The 19,614-nt window shown below is 58.7% G+C and carries 16 protein-coding genes and 1 other RNA gene; 2 read left to right on the top strand and 15 right to left on the bottom strand.

Annotated features, from left to right (window positions below):
• Position 1: 1 nt before the first annotated feature.
• The 12 genes from CR155_RS04375 to rnpB form a co-directional block, all read right to left on the bottom strand.
• A complete protein-coding gene (locus CR155_RS04375) occupies positions 2 to 949 on the bottom strand; it encodes a D-alanine--D-alanine ligase (RefSeq protein ID WP_102068763.1) in 948 nt (315 codons plus the stop codon).
• Positions 946 to 2,352: a UDP-N-acetylmuramate--L-alanine ligase gene (murC, locus tag CR155_RS04380; RefSeq protein WP_102068764.1), complete on the bottom strand. Its 1,407-nt coding sequence runs from the start codon at positions 2,350 to 2,352 to the stop codon at positions 946 to 948. The genes CR155_RS04375 and murC overlap by 4 nt, the downstream gene beginning before the upstream one ends.
• On the bottom strand, positions 2,349 to 3,425 hold the full coding sequence (murG, locus tag CR155_RS04385; RefSeq protein ID WP_102068765.1) for an undecaprenyldiphospho-muramoylpentapeptide beta-N-acetylglucosaminyltransferase: 1,077 nt from the start codon (positions 3,423 to 3,425) through the stop codon (positions 2,349 to 2,351). Before murG ends, murC begins: the two co-directional genes overlap by 4 nt.
• The gene (gene ftsW / locus CR155_RS04390) at positions 3,422 to 4,615 is read right to left on the bottom strand and encodes a putative lipid II flippase FtsW (RefSeq protein ID WP_102068766.1); all 1,194 of its coding nucleotides are present in this window, start codon (positions 4,613 to 4,615) and stop codon (positions 3,422 to 3,424) included. Before ftsW ends, murG begins: the two co-directional genes overlap by 4 nt.
• Positions 4,612 to 6,141, bottom strand: coding sequence for a UDP-N-acetylmuramoyl-L-alanine--D-glutamate ligase (gene murD / locus CR155_RS04395; protein WP_102068767.1), 1,530 nt, complete (start codon positions 6,139 to 6,141; stop codon positions 4,612 to 4,614). Before murD ends, ftsW begins: the two co-directional genes overlap by 4 nt.
• Complete coding sequence (mraY, locus tag CR155_RS04400) at positions 6,138 to 7,310, bottom strand: phospho-N-acetylmuramoyl-pentapeptide-transferase (protein ID WP_102068768.1); 1,173 nt, start codon at positions 7,308 to 7,310, stop codon at positions 6,138 to 6,140. Before mraY ends, murD begins: the two co-directional genes overlap by 4 nt.
• The gene (gene murF, locus CR155_RS04405; RefSeq protein WP_102068769.1) at positions 7,300 to 10,083 is read right to left on the bottom strand and encodes a bifunctional UDP-N-acetylmuramoyl-L-alanyl-D-glutamate--2,6-diaminopimelate ligase MurE/UDP-N-acetylmuramoyl-tripeptide--D-alanyl-D-alanine ligase MurF; all 2,784 of its coding nucleotides are present in this window, start codon (positions 10,081 to 10,083) and stop codon (positions 7,300 to 7,302) included. Before murF ends, mraY begins: the two co-directional genes overlap by 11 nt.
• A complete protein-coding gene (locus CR155_RS04410; protein WP_102068770.1) occupies positions 10,080 to 11,813 on the bottom strand; it encodes a peptidoglycan D,D-transpeptidase FtsI family protein in 1,734 nt (577 codons plus the stop codon). Before CR155_RS04410 ends, murF begins: the two co-directional genes overlap by 4 nt.
• Entirely contained in the window at positions 11,810 to 12,115 is a 306-nt protein-coding gene (gene ftsL, locus CR155_RS04415) for a cell division protein FtsL (protein ID WP_102068771.1), read from the bottom strand. The genes CR155_RS04410 and ftsL overlap by 4 nt, the downstream gene beginning before the upstream one ends.
• Positions 12,115 to 13,182: a 16S rRNA (cytosine(1402)-N(4))-methyltransferase RsmH gene (rsmH, locus tag CR155_RS04420; RefSeq protein WP_102068772.1), complete on the bottom strand. Its 1,068-nt coding sequence runs from the start codon at positions 13,180 to 13,182 to the stop codon at positions 12,115 to 12,117. The genes ftsL and rsmH overlap by 1 nt, the downstream gene beginning before the upstream one ends.
• A gap of 8 nt (positions 13,183 to 13,190) precedes the next feature.
• Positions 13,191 to 13,619 carry a division/cell wall cluster transcriptional repressor MraZ gene (gene mraZ, locus CR155_RS04425; protein ID WP_102068773.1) on the bottom strand — a complete coding sequence of 143 codons (429 nt, stop codon included), beginning with the start codon at positions 13,617 to 13,619 and terminating at the stop codon, positions 13,191 to 13,193.
• 260 nt (positions 13,620 to 13,879) lie between these two features.
• Positions 13,880 to 14,292, bottom strand: an RNA gene (gene rnpB / locus CR155_RS04430) — RNase P RNA component class A.
• 65 nt (positions 14,293 to 14,357) lie between these two features.
• Here rnpB and CR155_RS04435 point away from each other — a divergent pair.
• Positions 14,358 to 16,163 (top strand): ATP-binding cassette domain-containing protein, encoded by a 1,806-nt coding sequence (locus tag CR155_RS04435; protein WP_102068774.1) that lies wholly within the window; start codon positions 14,358 to 14,360, stop codon positions 16,161 to 16,163.
• A gap of 23 nt (positions 16,164 to 16,186) precedes the next feature.
• Here the strand turns inward: CR155_RS04435 and pyrC are convergent, their stop codons facing one another.
• A complete protein-coding gene (gene pyrC / locus CR155_RS04440; protein WP_102068775.1) occupies positions 16,187 to 17,248 on the bottom strand; it encodes a dihydroorotase in 1,062 nt (353 codons plus the stop codon).
• 31 nt (positions 17,249 to 17,279) lie between these two features.
• Entirely contained in the window at positions 17,280 to 18,479 is a 1,200-nt protein-coding gene (locus CR155_RS04445) for a M20 aminoacylase family protein (protein WP_102068776.1), read from the bottom strand.
• A gap of 204 nt (positions 18,480 to 18,683) precedes the next feature.
• Between CR155_RS04445 and CR155_RS04450 the strand changes: the two genes are divergently transcribed.
• Positions 18,684 to 18,956, top strand: a complete 273-nt coding sequence (locus CR155_RS04450) for an SWIB/MDM2 domain-containing protein (RefSeq protein WP_102068777.1) — start codon at positions 18,684 to 18,686, stop codon at positions 18,954 to 18,956.
• A gap of 63 nt (positions 18,957 to 19,019) precedes the next feature.
• On the opposite strand, the gene CR155_RS04455 is transcribed toward CR155_RS04450, so the two are convergent.
• Positions 19,020 to 19,385, bottom strand: a complete 366-nt coding sequence (locus tag CR155_RS04455) for a DUF4870 family protein (protein WP_102068778.1) — start codon at positions 19,383 to 19,385, stop codon at positions 19,020 to 19,022.
• Between the last annotated feature and the right edge of the window lie 229 nt (positions 19,386 to 19,614).

A 19,614-nucleotide genomic window follows, 5' to 3' on the forward strand; every position in this document is an offset into this window, starting at 1 on the left:
TTCAGACAGCTGCGGGTTGCTGCACTTTGCAACAAGCGGTTGACAATATCGCCACGCAAAGCTCGGCATAGCTCATGCCAGCTGCCTTGGCGGCCATGGGAACCAGGGAATGACTGGTCATTCCCGGCGACGTGTTCATTTCCAGAAGCCAGGGTTTGCCGGCCGCGTCCAGCATAAAATCGGCGCGCCCCCAACCTTCGCACGACAGTGCAACGTAGGCTTGTTCAGCGATGCGCAAGATGGATTCAGTGAGCGCATCGTCGAGCACCGCTGGACAAATGTACTGGGTATCGTTTGATACATATTTATGTTCGTAATCGTAATTGCCGCCAGGGGCCACGATTTCAATGACGGGCAGCGCCCGTGCTGACTTGCCTTTGCCGAGTATGGCCACAGTAAGTTCGCGGCCATCGATGAACTGTTCGGCCAGCACCTCTTCGTCGTACTGGGCCGCCAGCTCATACGCCCGGCGCAACTCGGCCAGTCCATTGACCTTGGTCACGCCCAATGTCGACCCTTCATGCGGGGGCTTGACGATCAGCGGCAGACCGATTTCACCAGCGACGCGGTCGAGGTCGGAGTCGGCGGTCAGTACTGCGAACGCCGGGGTGGGCAACCGTTCCTGCAGCCACACCTTCTTGGTCATGATCTTGTCCATGGACAAGCTTGATCCCAGTGGTCCGCTACCGGTATAAGGAAGATTCAGCAGTTCGAGGGCGCCCTGCAGGGTGCCGTCTTCTCCGTACCGACCGTGCAGGGCGATGAATACGCGGTCAAAGCCCGAACCGATCAAATCCACCAAGGTATACCTGCCGGTGTCGAACAGATGCGCGTCGATGCCGACACTGCGCAAGGCCTCATGCACGCCATGGCCCGACATCAGGGAAACCTCGCGTTCCGCCGACCGGCCACCATACAGCACGCCTACACGGCCAAAATTATCGTTCATGCAAGTTCTCCTACCTGAGCGGGCACGCGGCTGATCGAACCGGCACCCATGACCACGATGACATCGCCGTCGCGCGCGAAATCCAGAATTGCCTGCGGAAGCTCGGCCACTTGCTCGATGAATACGGGCTCGACGCGCCCCGCCACCCGCAACGCGCGAGCCAGCGCCCTGCCGTCGGCGGCAATCAGGGCCGGCTCGCCTGCGGGGTATACATCGGTCAGCAACACAGCATCGGCCGAGCCCAACACCCGAACAAAATCTTCGAAGCAGTCACGGGTGCGTGTGTACCGGTGCGGTTGGAATGCCAGCACGATGCGCCGCTGTGGCCACGCTCCGCGTGCCGCTTCCAGAGTGGCTGCCATTTCCACTGGATGATGGCCGTAGTCGTCGATGAGCGTGAAGCTGCCGCCGCCATGCGCCTGTGCGACGGGAAAATCGCCCACTTGAGTAAACCGGCGCCCCACACCGTTAAAGCTGGCCAAGGCACTGGCGATGGCTGCGTCCGGTACGCCCAGTTCAGTTGCGACGGCGATTGCAGCCAGGGCGTTGAGTACATTGTGGCGTCCGGGCAAATTCAGTGCTATCGACATCACCGGCAGCATGCCGGTCGTGCCCTGACGCTCTACATCGAATCGCATTATTGTCCCGTCGGCCTGCAAATTCAGGGCACGGACCTGGGCATCCGTATCGATGCCATAGGTCGTCACGGGGCGCGAAACAAACGGGATGATCTCGCGAACATTCGCGTCATCGCTACAGAGAACTGCCGTGCCATAGAAAGGCAAACGATGCGTGAACTCGATAAATGCGCTTTTCAATCGCGCGACATCATGGCCATAGGTATCCATATGGTCGACATCAATGTTAGTGATGATGCCCATGACCGGCAGCAGGTTCAGGAAAGAAGCGTCTGACTCATCGGCCTCCACGACAATGAAATCGCCCTGACCCAGTCGCGCATTGGCACCCGCCGAATTCAACCTTCCACCGATCACGAACGTCGGATCCAGGCCGCCGGCCGCCAACACACTGGCCACCAAGCTGGTTGTCGTGGTCTTGCCGTGGGTTCCGGCCACGGCTATGCCGCGCTTCAAGCGCATGAGTTCCGCCAGCATCAAGGCACGCGGGACAACGGGAATGCGCGCAGCACGAGCGGCCAGGACCTCGGCGTTGTCGTTGGAGACCGCCGTCGACGTGACGATCGCACCGGCGCCTTTGATGTTCTCGGCAAGGTGCCCGATGGTAATGCGCGCGCCCAGTGATGACAGTCGACGCGTTATGGCCGACTCCTGAATGTCGGAGCCGCTTATGGAATAGCCCAGTGTCAGCATGACCTCGGCAATACCGCTCATCCCCGATCCGCCTATGCCTACGAAATGTATGCTTTGAATACGATGCTTCACGCACGTCTCCCAACTAATTGTTCGCACGCGTCAGCAATGAGCTGGGTTGCATTCAAGCAAGCGTGTTCATGCGCATGACGGGCGACATCGGCCAGCTGGGCACGATTCAAGCCGCGCAACCACTGGGCGAGCCACTCCGGCGTCAGCTCCGATTGTTTTTGCAACCAGCCGCCCTGGCAGTCGCTCAGGTAACGGGCGTTGGCTGTCTGATGATCGTCGATGGCTTGCGGCAAAGGCACGAACAAGGCTGCGACCCCGACAACCGCCACCTCGGCCACCGCCATGGCGCCTGCCCGACAAATCACCACGTCGGCCTCGGCCAGGGCACCCGCCATGTCGTCGATAAAGGCGTGGCACGTCGCCTGGACACCCAGATCCTGGTAGGCATGGCGCAATGTATCGACGTGCTGCTGGCCGGCCTGGTGGGTCACGATGGGCCTTTCATGTTCAGGCAATCGCGACAAGGCCTGTGGGATCGCGGTATTCAATGCTGCCGCGCCCAGACTGCCGCCAACCACCAGGACCCGGATCGGACCCTGGCGTTGAGCATAGCGTTGTTCCACCGGCGCGACTTGCGTCAGCGCCTGCCGCACCGGATTGCCCACCATGACCGCGCCGGGCAACGCGCCGGGAAAGCCGACCAGGACCTTGCTAGCCATTCTGGCGAGCCAGCGATTTGCGGTTCCCGCGATCGCGTTCTGCTCGTGTATGACGACAGGAGTGCGCTGCAAGGCCGCCATCAGACCGCCCGGGAATGCAACATAGCCTCCCATCCCCAGGACGACGTCAGGCTTGACGCGACTCAGCGCCTTGCGTGCCTGCATGCAGGCACGCAAAAGGCTCAGTGGCAATTTCAGCAAGGTGGACAGCCCTTTGCCTCGCAGGCCTGCAAACCGCAAAGGTATCAGTTCAATGCCCTGGGCAGGAACCAGTTTGCCTTCCATCCGCTCGGGATTACCGAGCCAGCACACCGTCCAACCTCGCGCTTGCATCTCGTGCGCAACGGCAAGGCCGGGCATAATGTGCCCGCCAGTGCCGCCGGCCATGATCAGCAGGGTGCGCGTCGTACTCATGTCCGCTTGCCTCGCATCAAATTACGATTTTCGAAATCGACACGCAGCAGCAAAGCCATCCCGACAAGGTTCATCACGATACCCGATCCACCGTAGCTGACCATGGGAAGCGTCAGCCCTTTGGTCGGCAAAAGCCCGACACACACGCCAATGTTGATAAAAGCCTGGACGCCGAACCATAGCGCCACGCCCTGAGCAACCAGGCCATTGAATATGCGCTCCATCGCGATGGCCTGCCGGCCTATTTCGAAGCCGCGCCAAATGATGAAGACAAACAGGGCGATCAGGCAACCCAGGCCGACGAAGCCAAGCTCCTCGCCGATCACGGCAACAATGAAGTCGGTGTGCGCTTCAGGCAGGTAGTGAAGTTTTTCTACACTGGCACCCAGGCCTACCCCGAACCATTCCCCCCGTCCGAGAGCGATAAGCGAGTGCGATAACTGATACGCGCTGCCATAGGTGTTGTCCGGATTCCAAGGATCCAGATAGACGAAAAGGCGTTCACGGCGCCAGGGAGAGAGCCAGATCAACAGCAGGAAGCTGCCAACCAGAATGCCCAGCAACGCGGAAAACAGCTTACCGTTGATGCCGCCAATGAAAAGAATGCCCACGGCAATCGCAACGATCACCATGAAGGCGCCAAGGTCAGGCTCGAGCAGCAGAACCATGCCCACCACCGCCAGGGCGCAAGCCATGGGAAGAAAGCCACGCACGAAATTCTGCATGTGCTCTTGCTTGCGTACGGTATAGTCCGCCGCATAAAGCAACACCGTCAGCTTCATCAATTCAGACGGCTGGAAACTGATCGGGCCCAAAGGCAGCCAACGGCGAGCCCCGTTCACTTCGCGACCGATACCGGGAATGAGCACGATCAGCAACAGCAACAGGCCAAACAGGAACAGCGGCACCGCAAATTTTTGCCACACTTTCATCGGTATGCTGACGGCGAACAGCGCGCAGAACACGCCCACCGCAATAAACAATCCGTGGCGGATGACAAAATAGAAGCGGCCATAGCTCTCATAGCGAGGCCCGTCGGCAAGCGCAATCGATGCCGAATACACCATGAGCAGGCCGAACAGCACCAGGGTGCTTGCCGCGATAATCATCGAAATATCGAAGCTGGGCATCGTGGTGCGTCCCGGCTTTACGGCATTGACGCTCGAGGTCAGATCGGCAATAAGACTCATGCGACCTCCCCGCGGCTCAAGGCCAATTCGTTGACTTCTTCGGCGAAACAGTGGCCCCGATGGCCATAGTTGCGGAACATATCCATGCTGGCACAAGCCGGCGACAGCAGTACGGTGTCTCCTGTTTGCGCAAGTTCCAGGCTGCGGTGCACGGCCAGGGCCAACGAAGCTGCACATTCGACAGGTACTTGCGCATCGACCAGCACCTTTTCGATGCGCTGCGCATCCTGACCGATGAGCACTACGGCACGGGCATGTGCACGGACCGCCTTGGCCAGAGGGGTGAAATCCTGGCCTTTGCCCAGGCCTCCCGCAATCAGTACGACTTTGCCGCCCATTCCGTTCAATGCCGCGACGGTGGCGCCCACATTGGTGCCCTTGCTGTCGTTGACGAAATCCACGCCGCCTATCGTGCGCAGGAATTGCGTGCGGTGAGGCTCGCCGTGATAATCGCGCAGCGCATGCAACATCGAGGCCCATCCCAGGCCGAGGCTGCGGCCCAGTGCCAAAGCGGCCAATGCATTCAAAGCATTGTGTTGGCCACGCACACGCAGCGCATCGACGGGCATCAGCCGCGCGGCCCGCCCCGCACTACGCACCGGTTCAGTGATCGGCTTCTTGCGACGGCTGGTGGTTGCGGGCAAATCAAAATCAGTCGGATCAGCGGCGACGATCCATGCCATGCCGTTGCTTTCCTCAAGGCCCAGGTCCCCTTCGAGTTCTGGCATTCCGCGGCCAAAGCTGCGCACATTGAGGGCCTTGATGTCGGGCACCATATCAATGACCAAAGGGTCATCGCGATTGATGATGGTGATTTGCGCCATCGTCAGCAAACGGGCCTTGGCAGCTGTATAGGCTTGCATGGAACCGTGCCAATCCAGATGGTCCTGGCTTACATTCAATACCACGGCAGCATCGGGTGACAGCGTGCGGACGCCTTCAATCTGAAAACTTGACAGTTCCAGCACCCAAACCTCCGGCAGCTCATCGCCTTCCAGGGCATCGCTTAGCGCCTGTAATGCAGCCGGTCCAATATTGCCGGCTGCCTGCGTGCGGCGGCCGCAGGCTTGCACCAGTTGGCGCGCCATTGCGGTGACCGTTGTCTTGCCGTTCGTACCAGTCACAGCCAGTACGCTGGGCTTGTAGCCTTGTTCGGACATGTCGGCCAGTGCCCTGGCAAATAGCTCGATCTCACCCACTACGTCAACACCACGCTGCCTGGCGATTTCAAGAAATGACCTGACCGGCTCTTCAGAAGGCGCGAGACCCGGGCTAAGCACTATCGTATGCACGTCGTGCAAGGCTTCTGCTGTAAACACTCCCAATCCCAGCCGATAGTCCACGCGCGAATCGTCCAGGCCGGCCCGCAGACTCGCAAGCCCGCTTGGCTGCTGACGTGTGTCGAGCACGCGCACTGAGGCGCCGTGCCGCGCACACCAAAGCGCGGCGGCCGTGCCCGTCTCGCCCAGGCCCAGAACCAGGGTAAGGCCATCAACGCGCAAGGAAGGGAAGTTCATCGTGTTCATCGCAGCTTCAGACTCGCCAGACCAATAAGCACCAGCATCATGCTGATAATCCAGAATCGCACGACGACCTGGGTTTCTTTCCAACCAGAGACTTCAAAATGATGATGCAGCGGGGCCATTCGAAAAATGCGTCTTCCTTCCCCGTAGCGTCTCTTCGTATATTTGAACCATGCCACTTGAATCATCACGGAAAATGTTTCGACCACGAAGACGCCGCCCATGATGAACAGTACGATCTCCTGTCGCACGATCACGGCAATGGTGCCCAGTGCGCCACCCAGTGCCAAAGCGCCGACGTCGCCCATGAAGACCTGCGCCGGATAGGCGTTGAACCAGAGGAAGGCCAAGCCGGCGCCCGCGATGGCGGCACAGATGACCATCAATTCGGAGGCGCCCGGTATATAGGGAAACAATAGGTATTTCGAATAATCGACGCGGCCCACCACATAGGCAAAAATCCCCAATGCGCTGCCAACCATCACGGTTGGCATGATGGCCAGGCCGTCGAGGCCGTCGGTGAGATTCACTGCATTGCTCGACCCGACGATAACCAGCCAGGTCAAGGCCACGAAACCAAACACGCCAAGTGGATAACTGACGCTCTTGAAAAACGGTACGATCAAATCGGCACGAGTGGGCAGCGGCATCGTCAGGCCGCTAAGCACCCAATCACGAAACAATGGCCACAGCTCCGCGTTTGCCGGTGCCGACACGGCGAAGCTCAAATAGACCGCCGCCACGGCGCCAATGATTGCCTGCAAGCAGAATTTGCGGCGTGAGGACATGCCTTCCGGATCGTGATTGACGACCTTCTTGTAATCGTCAGCCCAGCCTATCCAGCCGAACCCAAAAGTGACCAGCAGGACGACCCATACGAAACGATTGGTCCAGTCGGCCCATAACAACGTGCTGACACCCACGGAAATCAGAATCAGCACACCGCCCATCGTGGGGGTGCCATTTTTCAGCAAATGGGTTTCGGGACCGTAGGCGCGCACCGACTGGCCGATTTTCAGTTCCGTGAGCTTGCGGATTACCCATGGGCCGGCGAACAGTCCGATGAGCAATGCCGTGCCGCAGGCAAGCACTGCGCGGAACGTGATGTACTCGAAAACACTGAAAGAGCGTATATGTGATTCAGACAGCCAGCGTGCGAGTTCAAGTAGCATGGCGAGTCTCTTCGTGTTGATTCATCAGTTGTTTTTCTAGTGCACGCACTACCCGTTCCATGCGTGTGCTGCGCGACCCCTTGACAAGGATGTGGGCCGGGAGCAGCGTCATAAGGTGGTGATTTAGTTCGTCAATGTTTTCAAATGCACGGGCGGCGGGCCCAAATGCGTGCGCGGCATGGGCACAGGCAGGTCCAAAGGCGAGCAGGACGCCTATGCCTTTTTCCATGGCATAGGCACCTACTTCGGCGTGCATGGCGGTGCTGTCGGCGCCCACTTCGGCCATATCGCCCAGGACCAGGACGGTCTTGCCGGGCAACTGTGCGAGAACGTCAATGGCCGCGCGAACTGAGTCCGGGTTGGCATTATAAGTGTCGTCGATCAACTGGAAGCCGCCAGCCAATTGACGCGGTTGCATACGGCCCGATACGGGGTTGAACGCCTCCAGGCCCTTTACGATGTCGGTCACACCGGCGCCGGCCGCGCAGGCGCATGCCGCGGCCGCCAATGCATTGCGAAGGTTGTGCAGGCCTGGAGCGCCGAGCGCCAGGTCTGCGTTGCCGGCCGGGGTGTGCAGTCGACATAGCGTGCGCGTGGACTCGGCATGGATCTGGTCCGCGTACACGGCAAATTGGGAATCGAAACCGAAATCGACGATCTTGCGTTCACCAGCAAGTGCGGTCCACAGAGCCGTGTATTGATCGTCGCCCGGGAATACTGCGGCGCCATCACGCGGCAAAGCTTCAATGACGGCCCCATTCTCCTTGGCGACCGCCTCTACTGTATGCATGAATTCCTGGTGCTCACGCTGCGCATTATTGACAAGAGCGACCGTAGGCTGAGCCATACCGGACAACACCGCGATCTCGCCGGGATGATTCATACCAAGTTCCACCACGGCCGCGCGATGCTGATCGTTCAAACGCAGAAGCGTCAACGGCACGCCAATGTCATTATTCAGATTGCCCTGCGTTGCCAGGCTTGCATAGGCCGGCAGCCAGGCCCGGAAGATGGATGCAATCATCTCTTTGGTCGTGGTCTTACCGTTGCTGCCGGTGACACCGATAAGCGGCAAGGTGAAAAGACGACGCCAGGCTGTGCTGATCCTGATCAACGCGGCCCGGGTGTCGCCGAGCGCAAATTGCGGCAATACTACCGACTCGTCCTTCTGATCGACGATGGCAGCGTATGCGCCCGCCTGCATGACCTGAGCCAGATACGCATGCCCATCGAACGCATCGCCCCTTATCGCCACGAACAACTGTCCAGCCTGGATATGACGTGAATCCGTCGATAGTGTCAGTCCCCGTTTCCAGGCGACGGCAAAACGCGCCCATTCGCGATCGTCGAAAGGAGCGCGCAGGCCCTTGGCTTCCTGGTGAGTCTCGTGCCCCTTTCCAGCCAACAGCACGACATCGGCTGCATCGGCGGTCCAGACCGCGGACATGATGGCCAGCGCGCGGTCCGGCTCGATGCGGGGAGCCTGCGGCATACCGGAGGCAATCTGGCGAATGATCGCCAGCGGATCTTCCATGCGAGGGTTGTCGTTGGTAAGAATCACGCGATCCGCAAGCGTTGCGGCGATTTTGCCCATGATGGGGCGCTTGCTGCTATCGCGACCCCCACCACAGCCGAAGACGCATATCAGGTGACCGCCTCGCGCCGCAGCCAGATCGCGCAACGCAGCGAGGGCACGGTCCAACGCATCTGGAGTATGTGCATAATCGACGACCACCATGGGGGCCGGTCCGGCCGCTTCGCCGGCAGGGGCTTCGACCACCTGCAACCGTCCCTCGACGCATTGCAGCGTAGCAAGCACGCGCGCAATCTGCGGCAATCCCCAACCCAGCTCCTGCAAGACGCCGGCGACCAGCAACAAATTCGACACGTTGTGTTCGCCCACCAGGCGCGTCAATAATTGCGCCTTGCCTTCAAAATTAAGCAGGTTGAAGACGACACCATAGGCACCGGTCTGGATATCGTGAGCCTGTAGGTCTGCGGACTCCGTGCGGCCCAGGGAATACGACAGCATATTGACCAAAGGCGAGAGCGCCAGCAGCTCGTGTCCGGCCGGGTCGTCGGCATTGATGACGGCCGCCCGCAAACCCGGGCTATCGAACAATGCGAACTTTGCAGCCTTGTAATCCTGGAATGTTCCGTGATAATCGAGATGATCATGCGTCAAGTTGGTGAAGCCGGCAATCTCGATATGCACATGATCGAGGCGACCCTGGTGCACTCCTATTGAAGAGGCTTCCAGCGCCACCACGGCAGCGCCACCATCACGCATCACGGCAAGGCTGCGATGCATCGTCAAGACATCCGGCGTCGTCAAGGCACCGCCCAGATTGGCGCCACTTGGCAGGGTTACGCCCAGGGTACCTATCGTTCCGCAGGGTATGCCTTCGGCGTTCAACGCTGACGCAATCCACTGGACGCAGGTCGTCTTGCCATTGGTGCCCGTGATCGCCACGACTGAAAGCGCCAGCGACGGCTCGCCATACCAAAGGTGCGCGATCAGGCCGAGCTTTTCGGACAACCCGGGCACTTCGAGACAAGGAACGGATACATCGGGCACAGGAGATCCGGCCTGAAAGACAATGGCCGAAGCGCCCTGTTCCATGGCTTGCTGGACGTATGCGCGCCCATCGCCAGCTAGGCCCGGGCATGCAAAAAACACATCGCCAGCATGAAGCTGGCGTGAATCCAGGCCAAGATGCGCAGTGCGCGTCACATGCCGGTTTAGCCATGAAATGATATCTTGCGCCGTCATGGTCGCGCCTCCTTGGGAGCAACCGCCACCACTGATTCAATTGGAGCATCGGGCTGGACGCCGAGTCGCCGCAAGCTGCTGGCGACCACGTTGGCAAAGATCGGCGCCGCGACACGACCCCCATAATAGGCGCCAGCCTTGGGCTCGTCGAGCATCACTGCCACGACGATGCGCGGATTCGACACCGGCGCGAATCCGACGAAGGAACTCCGGTACTGTGATTTGCTGTACGCGCCATCTATGATCTTGCGGGCCGTGCCGCTTTTGCCGGCAACGCGGTATCCCTGTACCTGGGCGAGCTTGGCGCCGTCGGGCCCTGCCGCCGCCTCGAGCATGGCGCGAACCTGGCCCGCCACCTTGGACGAATAAACCTGGACACTGGTGGGCTTGCCTTCCCGCTTGAGCAAGGTAAGCGCGACGGTATCGCCATTGCGAGCGAAGGCGGTATAGGCGTGTGCAACCTGCATCAGGGACACGGACAGGCCATAGCCATAGGCCATGGTGGCCCGCTCGATTGGGCGCCACCGCTCCCACGGACGCAGACGGCCAGCAGCCATGCCCGGAAAATTGGCCTGTGGTGCGCGGCCGAAACCGAGCTCGGTAAACTTCGTCCACATTTCCTGGGAGGTCAGCTGCTCCGATATCATCGTCATGCCGATGTTGCTGGAGCGTCGCAGTATTCCGGCGACGTTCAGTGTGCCGTTGCGGCTTACGTCCGAAATCGTGTTTCCCTTATACCGATACTTGCCGTTGCCGGTGTCGAAAAGCGTGGAAGTCGTAATGCGCTGTATGTCCAGTGCCAATGCAACCGTGAACGGCTTCATGATGGAGCCCGGCTCGAACGTATCGGTCAACGCCCGATTTCGAAGTACGGGGCCCTTGCGGTCATCACGGTCGTTGGGGTCGTAACTGGGCAGGTTCACCATGGCCAGGACTTCGCCAGTGCGCACGTCAATAACGATACCCGCAGCGGCCTTGGCGTTGTTCTCGACCATTGCCTTCTTCAGGGCGGTGTAGGCATCAAACTGCAGACCTGCATCGATGGAAAGATTCAAATCGCGGCCATTGACTGGTGGGACTATGGCCTGCACGTCTTCCACCACCCGACCCAGGCGGTCCTTGATGACCCGACGAGACCCAGGCTTGCCGGCCAGATCGGAATCAAAGGCCAACTCGACACCTTCTATGCCTACGTCTTCGATATTAGTGAAACCGACTACGTGCGCTGCAACATTGCCCTCGGGGTAGTAGCGCCGCATCTCCATCTGCTGATGAAAGCCGGGTATCTTCAGGCCGCGAATCTTGTCGGCGACGTCCATGGAGACTTGTCGTTTGATGTACACAAAATTCTTTGTCTCGTCTACCAGGCGGCTTTTGATGTCTTTCACCGAAAGCTCCAGCAGCTTGCCTAGCTCGGCCAACTGCCCATCACTGGCTGCGCGTGTGTCTTCCGGAATCGCCCAAATTGCGCGCACGGGGACGCTGGAGGCCAATACGACGGAACCACTACGATCGAAAAGTTTGCCGCGCGTGGCCGGCAACACCAGGGTGCGCTCGTAGCGACGCTCGCCTTGCTGCTGCAGAAATTCAGTGGACAAACCTTGCAAATACAGCGCCTTGATCGCCAGCGCAACAAATCCCAGCATTAATAATATTAATACGAGACGTGACCGCCACAAGGGCATCTGGACGTTCAGTACAGGGCTTTCGTAAAATCTGACTCGTTTCACGGGGTGCCTCCGGTTTTTGGAGCCGAAGGCATTTGCGTAGACTTGCCTTTTATATAGATGGTGCGGCCCGGAGTCGCCGCATCCATTTCCAGTTCTTCGCGCGCAGCGCCGTCGATACGCGCGTTACGCGCCAGTTCAGCTCGCTCGAGCTGCAATCGGCGCCAGTCTGTGTCGAGTTCACGGGCCTTGTTCTCGAGTCGGTCGGTGAGGACGAACAGCTGTCGCGATTGAAATCGCGCCGTCACCAATGATATGGCAGACACCATAAGCAATACGGCAAAGAGTATGCTTACGCGCCCCATTATCGACGCCCTTTTTTGCCGGACGCCGACCGGGAAGCGAGGCTCATTGCAGTAATGAACGACGCACCCTGATCTTTCGGCAAGGGGGTGGCTGTGCGCTCGGCCACGCGCAGCACGGCCGAGCGGGCACGTACGTTTTCCGTCGCTTGTTCGGGCGTGGGCAGTATGCGGCCCAATGAGCGCAGGATGGGTTGCGGCATATCCTTCTCGAAGATGGGCAGGCGGGCGTGCGCTTCGGCCGGGCGTGCCGCCGCCGAAATGCACTGCTTGACCATCCGGTCTTCAAGAGAATGAAAGCTGATCACCGCCAAGCGACCTCCAGGAGCCAATACCTTTAGAACTGCCGCGAGGGCGAGCGCGAGCTCCTCGAGTTCTTGATTGATGTAAATCCGTATAGCCTGAAAGGTGCGAGTGGCCGGATGCTGGCCCTTTTCCCGCGTACGGACGACGCTGGCGACGAGCTCGGCGAGGTCGAGCGTTGTACGCAGCGGCCTGGATTCGCGGCGAGCAACAACCGCCTCTGCAATCTTGAAAGCAAACCGTTCTTCGCCATATTTTGCTATGACCTCCTTTAACTCTTCAACACTGACCTGCGCCAGCCATTGCGCAGCGGTCATACCGCTGCTTGTATCCATCCGCATATCCAGCGGGCCTTCGCGCATGAACGAGAACCCCCTGCTGGCATCGTCAATCTGAGGGGATGAAAATCCCAGATCGAGCATGACGCCATTAACCTTTTCAATACCCAGCTTCTCGAGCTGTTCAGGCATTGAGCCAAACCCGCCATGCACCACGACCACTCGGCCATCTTCGCGCTGCAAGGCATGAGCCGCATCAATCGCCTGCGGATCCTTGTCGAACACCACCAGCGTCGCCCGCGGGGATAAGCGGGACAGCAAATAGCGACTGTGGCCGCCACGGCCGAACGTACCGTCTACGAAGACGCCTTCAGCCAATGGCGGCGGCATGGTTATCGCAGACTCGCGTTTTTTCCTGACGCCAAAATCGGGATCAACAAGGGCGTTGACCGTAGGCTCCAACAGCACGGATCGGTGCAAAAACTCCATAAGCGGATTCAGAATGAAAAATGTTCCAGGACCTCGGGCATGCCCTTGGCAAGATCTTCGGCCTCGCGGCGTGCCCACTCGGTGGCGTCCCACAATTCGAAATGGCTCCCCATTCCCAAAAGCATGGCCTCACGGGACAGGCCGACCGCACTCCGCAATTCAGGCGCGATAAGTATCCGGCCAGAGCCATCCATATCCACATCCTGCGCATTACCAAGTAGCAAACGCTGCAATGGCCGTGCAGACATGGGGAACCGGGCTACCTGCTCACGTTTTTCTTCCCACACGTTACGGGGATAAAGAAGCAGACAACCATCTGGATGACGCGTGAGGGTAAGGCGGCCTTCGACCTGGGAAACGAGCGCGTCACGATGCTTGGTCGGAATCGAGACCCGACCTTTGGCATCTAACGTTAGCGCACTGCTACCCTGGAACAAAATTTCTTCCCCACTTTATTGCACAAAAACCTACTTTTCCCCACTCTACGGCATGGAATGCAGCAGGTCAAGCGGCCCGTTGCAATTATTTCAATGACAACAAGTACTTAGCGCAGCTTTAACGTGCGCCGGAAAAAAAATACGTATTGAAATCAAGAAATTGGCAGGAGATGTGAAAGTCTAGTATCACGGTGTCGCGAAGAACCGAGTGCAGAACTTTGCAAATGCTGACATATTGGCTGCTGAGGGGACAGCAAGAAGAGTGAGGCAGATCTGTAGGCCGGATTCTGTACACCAGGCGAACCTGGCGGGCAATCATTCCTCTGGGCCCGGCATTGCTGCCGCGCTCTAGCCATCTACCCGCATACTCGAGCGAGCCGCTCTTTTGGCACGAAGCCAGGCGTATGCCTATTTGATGTTGCTCCGGGTAGAGGTTGCCGCGTTTCACCCTGCTGCGCCGTGCCTGGTTGCCCAGCCACGCAACACGGAGATGGCCGTGTCAGTGCACACCAAGTGTGCCCGCGCCGCAGACTCGTCTCTGTGGCCCTATTCCTCACCCTTGCAGTACGCTTGATACGCAATGCATGGGTGGACGGCCGTTAGCCGCTACCCCGCTCTGTGGAGTCCGGACCTTCCTCGATGCCGCAGGCACCGCGATTGCCCGATCTGCCTCACAAACATCAGTGTAACCTGCGACAATAGGAACTTCGCACTGACTATTGGTATATTTTCGTTTTTATGGCCGCCAACACCCTTATCACCTTAAGCAACGTCCAGCTTGCCTACGGACATCATCCTTTGCTCGACCATGCCGACTTCGCCGTCCAACCTGGCGAACGTATAGGTCTGATCGGCCGTAATGGCGCCGGAAAATCTTCCCTGCTGAAGTTGCTCGACGGCCGCACGATGCCGGACGACGGCGAAATAATGCGGCTGGGCGGATTAAAAATCTCCACCGTGGAGCAAGAGCCCGAGCTTGACGAGTCGCTGACGGTATTCGATACGTTGTGCGGCGATATAACCGAAAGTGAAGACTGGCAGCGCCCGTCTCGCGTCAATGCACTTATCGAGCAACTGGGGCTATCCGCCGACGCACTCATTGCTGGCCTGTCGGGTGGCACCCGCAAGCGAGTGGCATTGGCTCGCGCGCTTGCGGATGAGCCCGACCTCCTTTTGCTTGACGAGCCCACGAATCACCTGGACTTCATCGGCATCGGCTGGCTTGAAAACCTCCTGCTCAACGCTCGGTGCAGCTCCATCATCATTACCCACGATCGCCGGTTTCTGGATGCCGTCGCCACCCGCATCGTCGAACTCGACCGCGGCAAGCTCTTCAGCTTCCCGGGCAACTTTTCAACGTGGCAACAACGCAAGGCCGAATGGCTTGAAGCCGAAAAGCAGCAAAACGCAAAGTTCGACAAAGTACTTGCCCAGGAGGAAGCCTGGATACGCAAGGGTGTCGAGGCCCGTCGCACTCGCAACGAAGGCCGGGTACGTCGACTCGAACAACTCAGGCGCGACCGTGCATCGCGGCGCGAGCGTGTCGGTAATGTCAGCCTGGCAGTCGCAGAGGGGCAACGGTCGGGCAAACTGGTTGTCGAGCTCGAGAATGTCAGCCATGCTTACGATGATCGCGTTCTGATACGCGATTTTTCGGCCACCATCATGCGCAAAGACCGCATAGGCCTAATCGGTGCGAACGGCGCCGGAAAAACCACGCTGCTCAAGATCATCCTTGGCGAGTTGCAGCCGACCAGCGGCACCGTACGCCTTGGAACCAACCTTACCGTCGGCTACTTCGACCAGATGCGTGCACAACTGGACGAAACCGCCACACTCGCCGACACCATTAATCCCGGCAGCGAGTGGATCGAAATCGGCGACCAGCGCAAGCACGTGATGAGCTATCTGGAAGACTTTCTGTTTCCACCGGCCCGCGCCCACTCGCCAGTGCAAAGCCTGTCCGGTGGCGAACGTGCTCGCCTGGTCCTGGCCCGCATGTTCGCCCGGCCCACCAATATCCTGGTCCTCGACGAGCCCACGAATGACCTGGATATCGAAACACTGGAGTTACTCGAGGACCTGCTGCAAGACTATCCTGGCACGGTGCTGCTGGTCAGCCACGACCGCGCCTTCCTGGATAACGTCGTGACCCAGACATTCGTGGCCGAGGAAAACGGTCATTGGCAGGAATATGTGGGCGGTTACGATGAATGGCTGGCGCAACGGCCCGCACCACCAGATGCTGCAAGCGAAAAAGCACGCAAGAAGGAAGCGGCCGCCGCCGAACGGGCCAAGCCGATCAAGGCCATTCGGGTCACCTCATGGGAACTGCGCGAGCTGGAAGAGCTTCCCGATACCATTGCGCAACTTGAAGCCAAGCAGTCCCAGCTTGCCGCCAAGCTGGCGGACGGCAGCCTTTATCGCGACGCCCCGGCCGAGGTGGACGTCATCAACGAGCAATTGGGCTCAATAGAAAAACAGTTGATCACGCTGTTTGGTCGTTGGGAAGCGCTTGAGGAAAAGAAAAACGGCGGATCCTAATCGCGCCTTGCTGCCCGTCTGCTTTATTGGGCGACCTTCCAGGCCAGCGACTCTCCGCCGGCTAGCGGGACTACGGTCGACTCGGCCATAGGCAGCTCGGTGGGTATGCGGTACGCCTCGCGATTCAAAGTGAGCGTACCCTGGTTCACGGGCAAACCGTAGAACGCCGGCCCGTTCAAACTGGCGAAGGCCTCGAGTTTGTCCAGGCTTCCTACGCTGTCGAAGGCGGTGGCGTACAGCTCCATGGCGTGCAAGGCGGTATAGCAACCGGCACATCCGCACGCGTTCTCCTTAAGCCCTTTGGGATGCGGCGCGCTATCGGTGCCCAGAAAAAAACGACCCATGCCGCTGGTGGCCGCAGTCAGCAAGGCTTGGCGATGTCGCTCGCGCTTCAAGACCGGGAGGCAGTACCAATGTGGGCGCACGCCGCCCTGGAACAGCGCATTGCGGTTATAGAGCAGGTGGTGTGCGGTAATGGTTGCCGCTACCGGACCATCGGCATCGCGCACATAGTCCACGCCATCGCAAGTGGTCAGATGCTCGAACACGACTTTCAATGCTGGAAAAGCGCGCCGCAAGGGGATCATGATGCGATCAATAAAGACCGCTTCACGATCAAACAGGTCGACGTCGGGATCGGTGACTTCACCATGCACCAGCAATGGCATGCCAACGGCCTGCATCGCCTCGAGCGCCGCCACGCATTTTCCCAACAGATTGGTAACGCCAGCATCGGAATTCGTCGTAGCTCCCGCCGGGTACAGCTTGATCCCATGAACGAAGCCGGACTCACTGGCGCGCACCACCTGATCCGCACTGGTATTGTCGGTCAAATACAAGGTCATCAGTGGTGTGAACGACACCGCCGGAATGCCTGCCTGGTCCAGAGCTGAAAAAATGCGATCGCGGTAGGCAAGGGCTAATTCCGTCGTGGTCACTGGTGGCCGCAGGTTAGGCATGATAATGGCACGGGCAAACTGCCGGGCCGAGTCCGCCACCACGGAATCCAGCACGGCACCATCGCGCAGGTGCAGGTGCCAATCGTCTGGCCGGGTAATCGTCAAGGTGTTAATTGGGCTTTGCATGGTAGGAGCTTGAAGTGTGATCAATCCGGTATTATCGCCCGGACGCAAGTGGCATGCTGCGCTCGACCAGTCGGCTGAACATGGCGCTTCCAGCTGGAATTACGGCATCATTGAAATCAAACGCCGAACTATGCAGCACATGGCCTGATTCCGCGCCCCCCTGCCCCAGCCGGAAATAAGCGCCGGGCCGACGTTGGAGCATAAAAGAGAAATCTTCTGAGCCCATTGAAGGCACCAGGTTGGGGACAACCATGTCCGACCCAAATAGCTCGGCGGCTACGTCAGCGACGAACGCCGCATGCTCCGGCGTATTGACGGTGGCCGGGAACAGCCTGTGGTACTTCATTGTGATGGTTGCCTTGAACGCCACGGCAATACCGTCGACGACTTCCTGCATGCGCCGGATGATCTGTTCCTGCACGACCGGATTGAAGGTGCGCACCGTTCCGACCATGTGAGCGTCTTTGGGAATTACGTTCATTGCCTGCAGGTTGCCTGCCGTGACCGCCGCCACGGTCACCACCGCCGAATCCGGCGCTGGAACATTGCGGGAGACGATGGTCTGCAGTGCGCTGATCAACTGAGCGGCAATAACGACGGGGTCGTTCGTCTGGTAAGCATGGGCTCCGTGGCCGCCGCGTCCTTCAATGTGAATCTCGAAATGATCGGCTGCCGCCATCATGGGGCCTGAATTCACTCCGATCACCCCAGCCGGCAAACCGGGCCAATTGTGCAGGCCATAGATTGCATCGCAGGGGAAGCGTTCGAACAAGCCGTCATCGAGCATCGCCTTGGCGCCACCCAAGCCTTCTTCCGCCGGCTGGAAAATAAGCACGACGCGGCCATTGAAGTTCCGAGTCTCGGCCAAGTAGCGCGCCGCGCCCAACAGGACAGCCGTATGACCATCGTGCCCGCAGGCATGCATGACCCCCGGATTGGTGGATGCGTAAAGATGCATACCTTGTTCCTGAACAGGCAGGGCATCCATATCGGCCCGCAGGCCTATGCTTCGTGCGCTGTCATTGCGTTTTCCGTCCAGAAGACCAACGATACCGGTTTTTCCGACACCACGATGAACGGTATAGCCCAGAGCCGAGAGTGCGTTCGCAACCAGACCCGAGGTGCGAAGTTCCTGGAAGCCGAGCTCGGGGTGGGCATGGATATCTTGGCGCAATGCCGTCAGCTCATCGTGGAATAGATTGATTGCGTCGAGAACACTTCTTGCGTACATCAGATAAAGTCTCCAGGTGGAACGGTACCAGCGGACAGCGTCGGCTTGCGTGAGACATTACCATACCGGCCGGCCCATGGCACCGTGTAGTCCAAATGGAGTTTATGACAAACTCTCGTACACAAATTACTTGGTCTTTATGGGAGTCTCACGTTATGCTGCGGGAGAAGCGTTTTTTCAACTATCAGTTAGGAGCCCTATTCCATGGCAACAACCGAGAAGCCCGCCCGTAAACCTAATGCGGCGTTCATGAAGCCACTCACACCTAGTGCTACCTTAGCTGCCATTATCGGACCCGAGGCAGTCCCACGCACTGAAGTCACCAAGAAAATATGGGACTACATCAAAAAGCACGATTTGCAAGACCCTGCCAACCGCCGCAACATCAATGCCGACGACAAGCTGCGTCCTTTGTTCGGCAAAGATCAGGTTTCGATGTTCGAGCTCACAAAGCTGGTAAGCGGCCACTTGAAATAAGGCGCCTGAATCCATAAAAAAAACGCTGCTCGGTTTTCCGGCAGCGTTTTTTTGTTTTTGGAATCAGTATCCGGCCACTGGCGGACTACCCGCCAAAAGAGCCAGCCAGCCTTTGATGACCCGGTATACGATCCAGACCAGCGCGATCACGCCAGTGATCCAGCCAAGGAAGATGAAAGTCGCCAATGCGCTGAGCAGCATCCACAGCAGTCCCCACCAAAAGGTTTTGATTACCCAGTCAAAGTGCTGCGCGTACAACGTACCAGCGGCATCTGCACGTTTCAGGTAGGCAAGCACGATGGAGGCAATGGTTGCTATGCCAAAAAAGCCTGCGCTAAGCAAACCCAGTGCAAAGAGGCCATAAATAACATGCGTCAGATTACGCATGGACAGGCCATTTCCTTCGTCTGGCGGGTACACCTGGGTCATACGAACCTCCGGAAAACAATGTGGTGGAACTGCTTAGGTATTACCAGGCTATATTTTACCTGACTTGATTTACCAGCGTACCCTTCGCCCATCCGACTAATGCGCGCGCCCAAACAAAAACCCCCGCACGTTGAGACGGGCGGGGGTTTTCTTACTGCATAAGAGCTTGACGATGACCTACTTTCACAGACGTACGTCCACTATCATCGGCGCAAAGGCGTTTCACGTT

Origin of the sequence: Pollutimonas nitritireducens, assembly GCF_002849615.1 — a bacterium.
Lineage (GTDB): Bacteria > Pseudomonadota > Gammaproteobacteria > Burkholderiales > Burkholderiaceae_B > Pollutimonas > Pollutimonas nitritireducens.

Excerpts from the sequence above, each read along its gene's own strand:
- CR155_RS04375 (WP_102068763.1), bottom strand. The coding sequence starts at position 949 with ATGAACGATAATTTTGGCCGTGTAGGCGTGCTGTATGGTGGCCGGTCG.
- murG (WP_102068765.1), bottom strand. The coding sequence starts at position 3,425 with ATGAGTACGACGCGCACCCTGCTGATCATGGCCGGCGGCACTGGCGGG.
- ftsW (WP_102068766.1), bottom strand. The coding sequence starts at position 4,615 with ATGAGTCTTATTGCCGATCTGACCTCGAGCGTCAATGCCGTAAAGCCG.
- murD (WP_102068767.1), bottom strand. The coding sequence starts at position 6,141 with ATGAACACGATGAACTTCCCTTCCTTGCGCGTTGATGGCCTTACCCTG.
- mraY (WP_102068768.1), bottom strand. The coding sequence starts at position 7,310 with ATGCTACTTGAACTCGCACGCTGGCTGTCTGAATCACATATACGCTCT.
- murF (WP_102068769.1), bottom strand. The coding sequence starts at position 10,083 with ATGACGGCGCAAGATATCATTTCATGGCTAAACCGGCATGTGACGCGC.
- ftsL (WP_102068771.1), bottom strand. The coding sequence starts at position 12,115 with ATGGGGCGCGTAAGCATACTCTTTGCCGTATTGCTTATGGTGTCTGCC.
- rsmH (WP_102068772.1), bottom strand. The coding sequence starts at position 13,182 with ATGGAGTTTTTGCACCGATCCGTGCTGTTGGAGCCTACGGTCAACGCC.
- CR155_RS04435 (WP_102068774.1), top strand. The coding sequence starts at position 14,358 with ATGGCCGCCAACACCCTTATCACCTTAAGCAACGTCCAGCTTGCCTAC.
- pyrC (WP_102068775.1), bottom strand. The coding sequence starts at position 17,248 with ATGCAAAGCCCAATTAACACCTTGACGATTACCCGGCCAGACGATTGG.
- CR155_RS04445 (WP_102068776.1), bottom strand. The coding sequence starts at position 18,479 with ATGTACGCAAGAAGTGTTCTCGACGCAATCAATCTATTCCACGATGAG.
- CR155_RS04450 (WP_102068777.1), top strand. The coding sequence starts at position 18,684 with ATGGCAACAACCGAGAAGCCCGCCCGTAAACCTAATGCGGCGTTCATG.
- CR155_RS04455 (WP_102068778.1), bottom strand. The coding sequence starts at position 19,385 with ATGACCCAGGTGTACCCGCCAGACGAAGGAAATGGCCTGTCCATGCGT.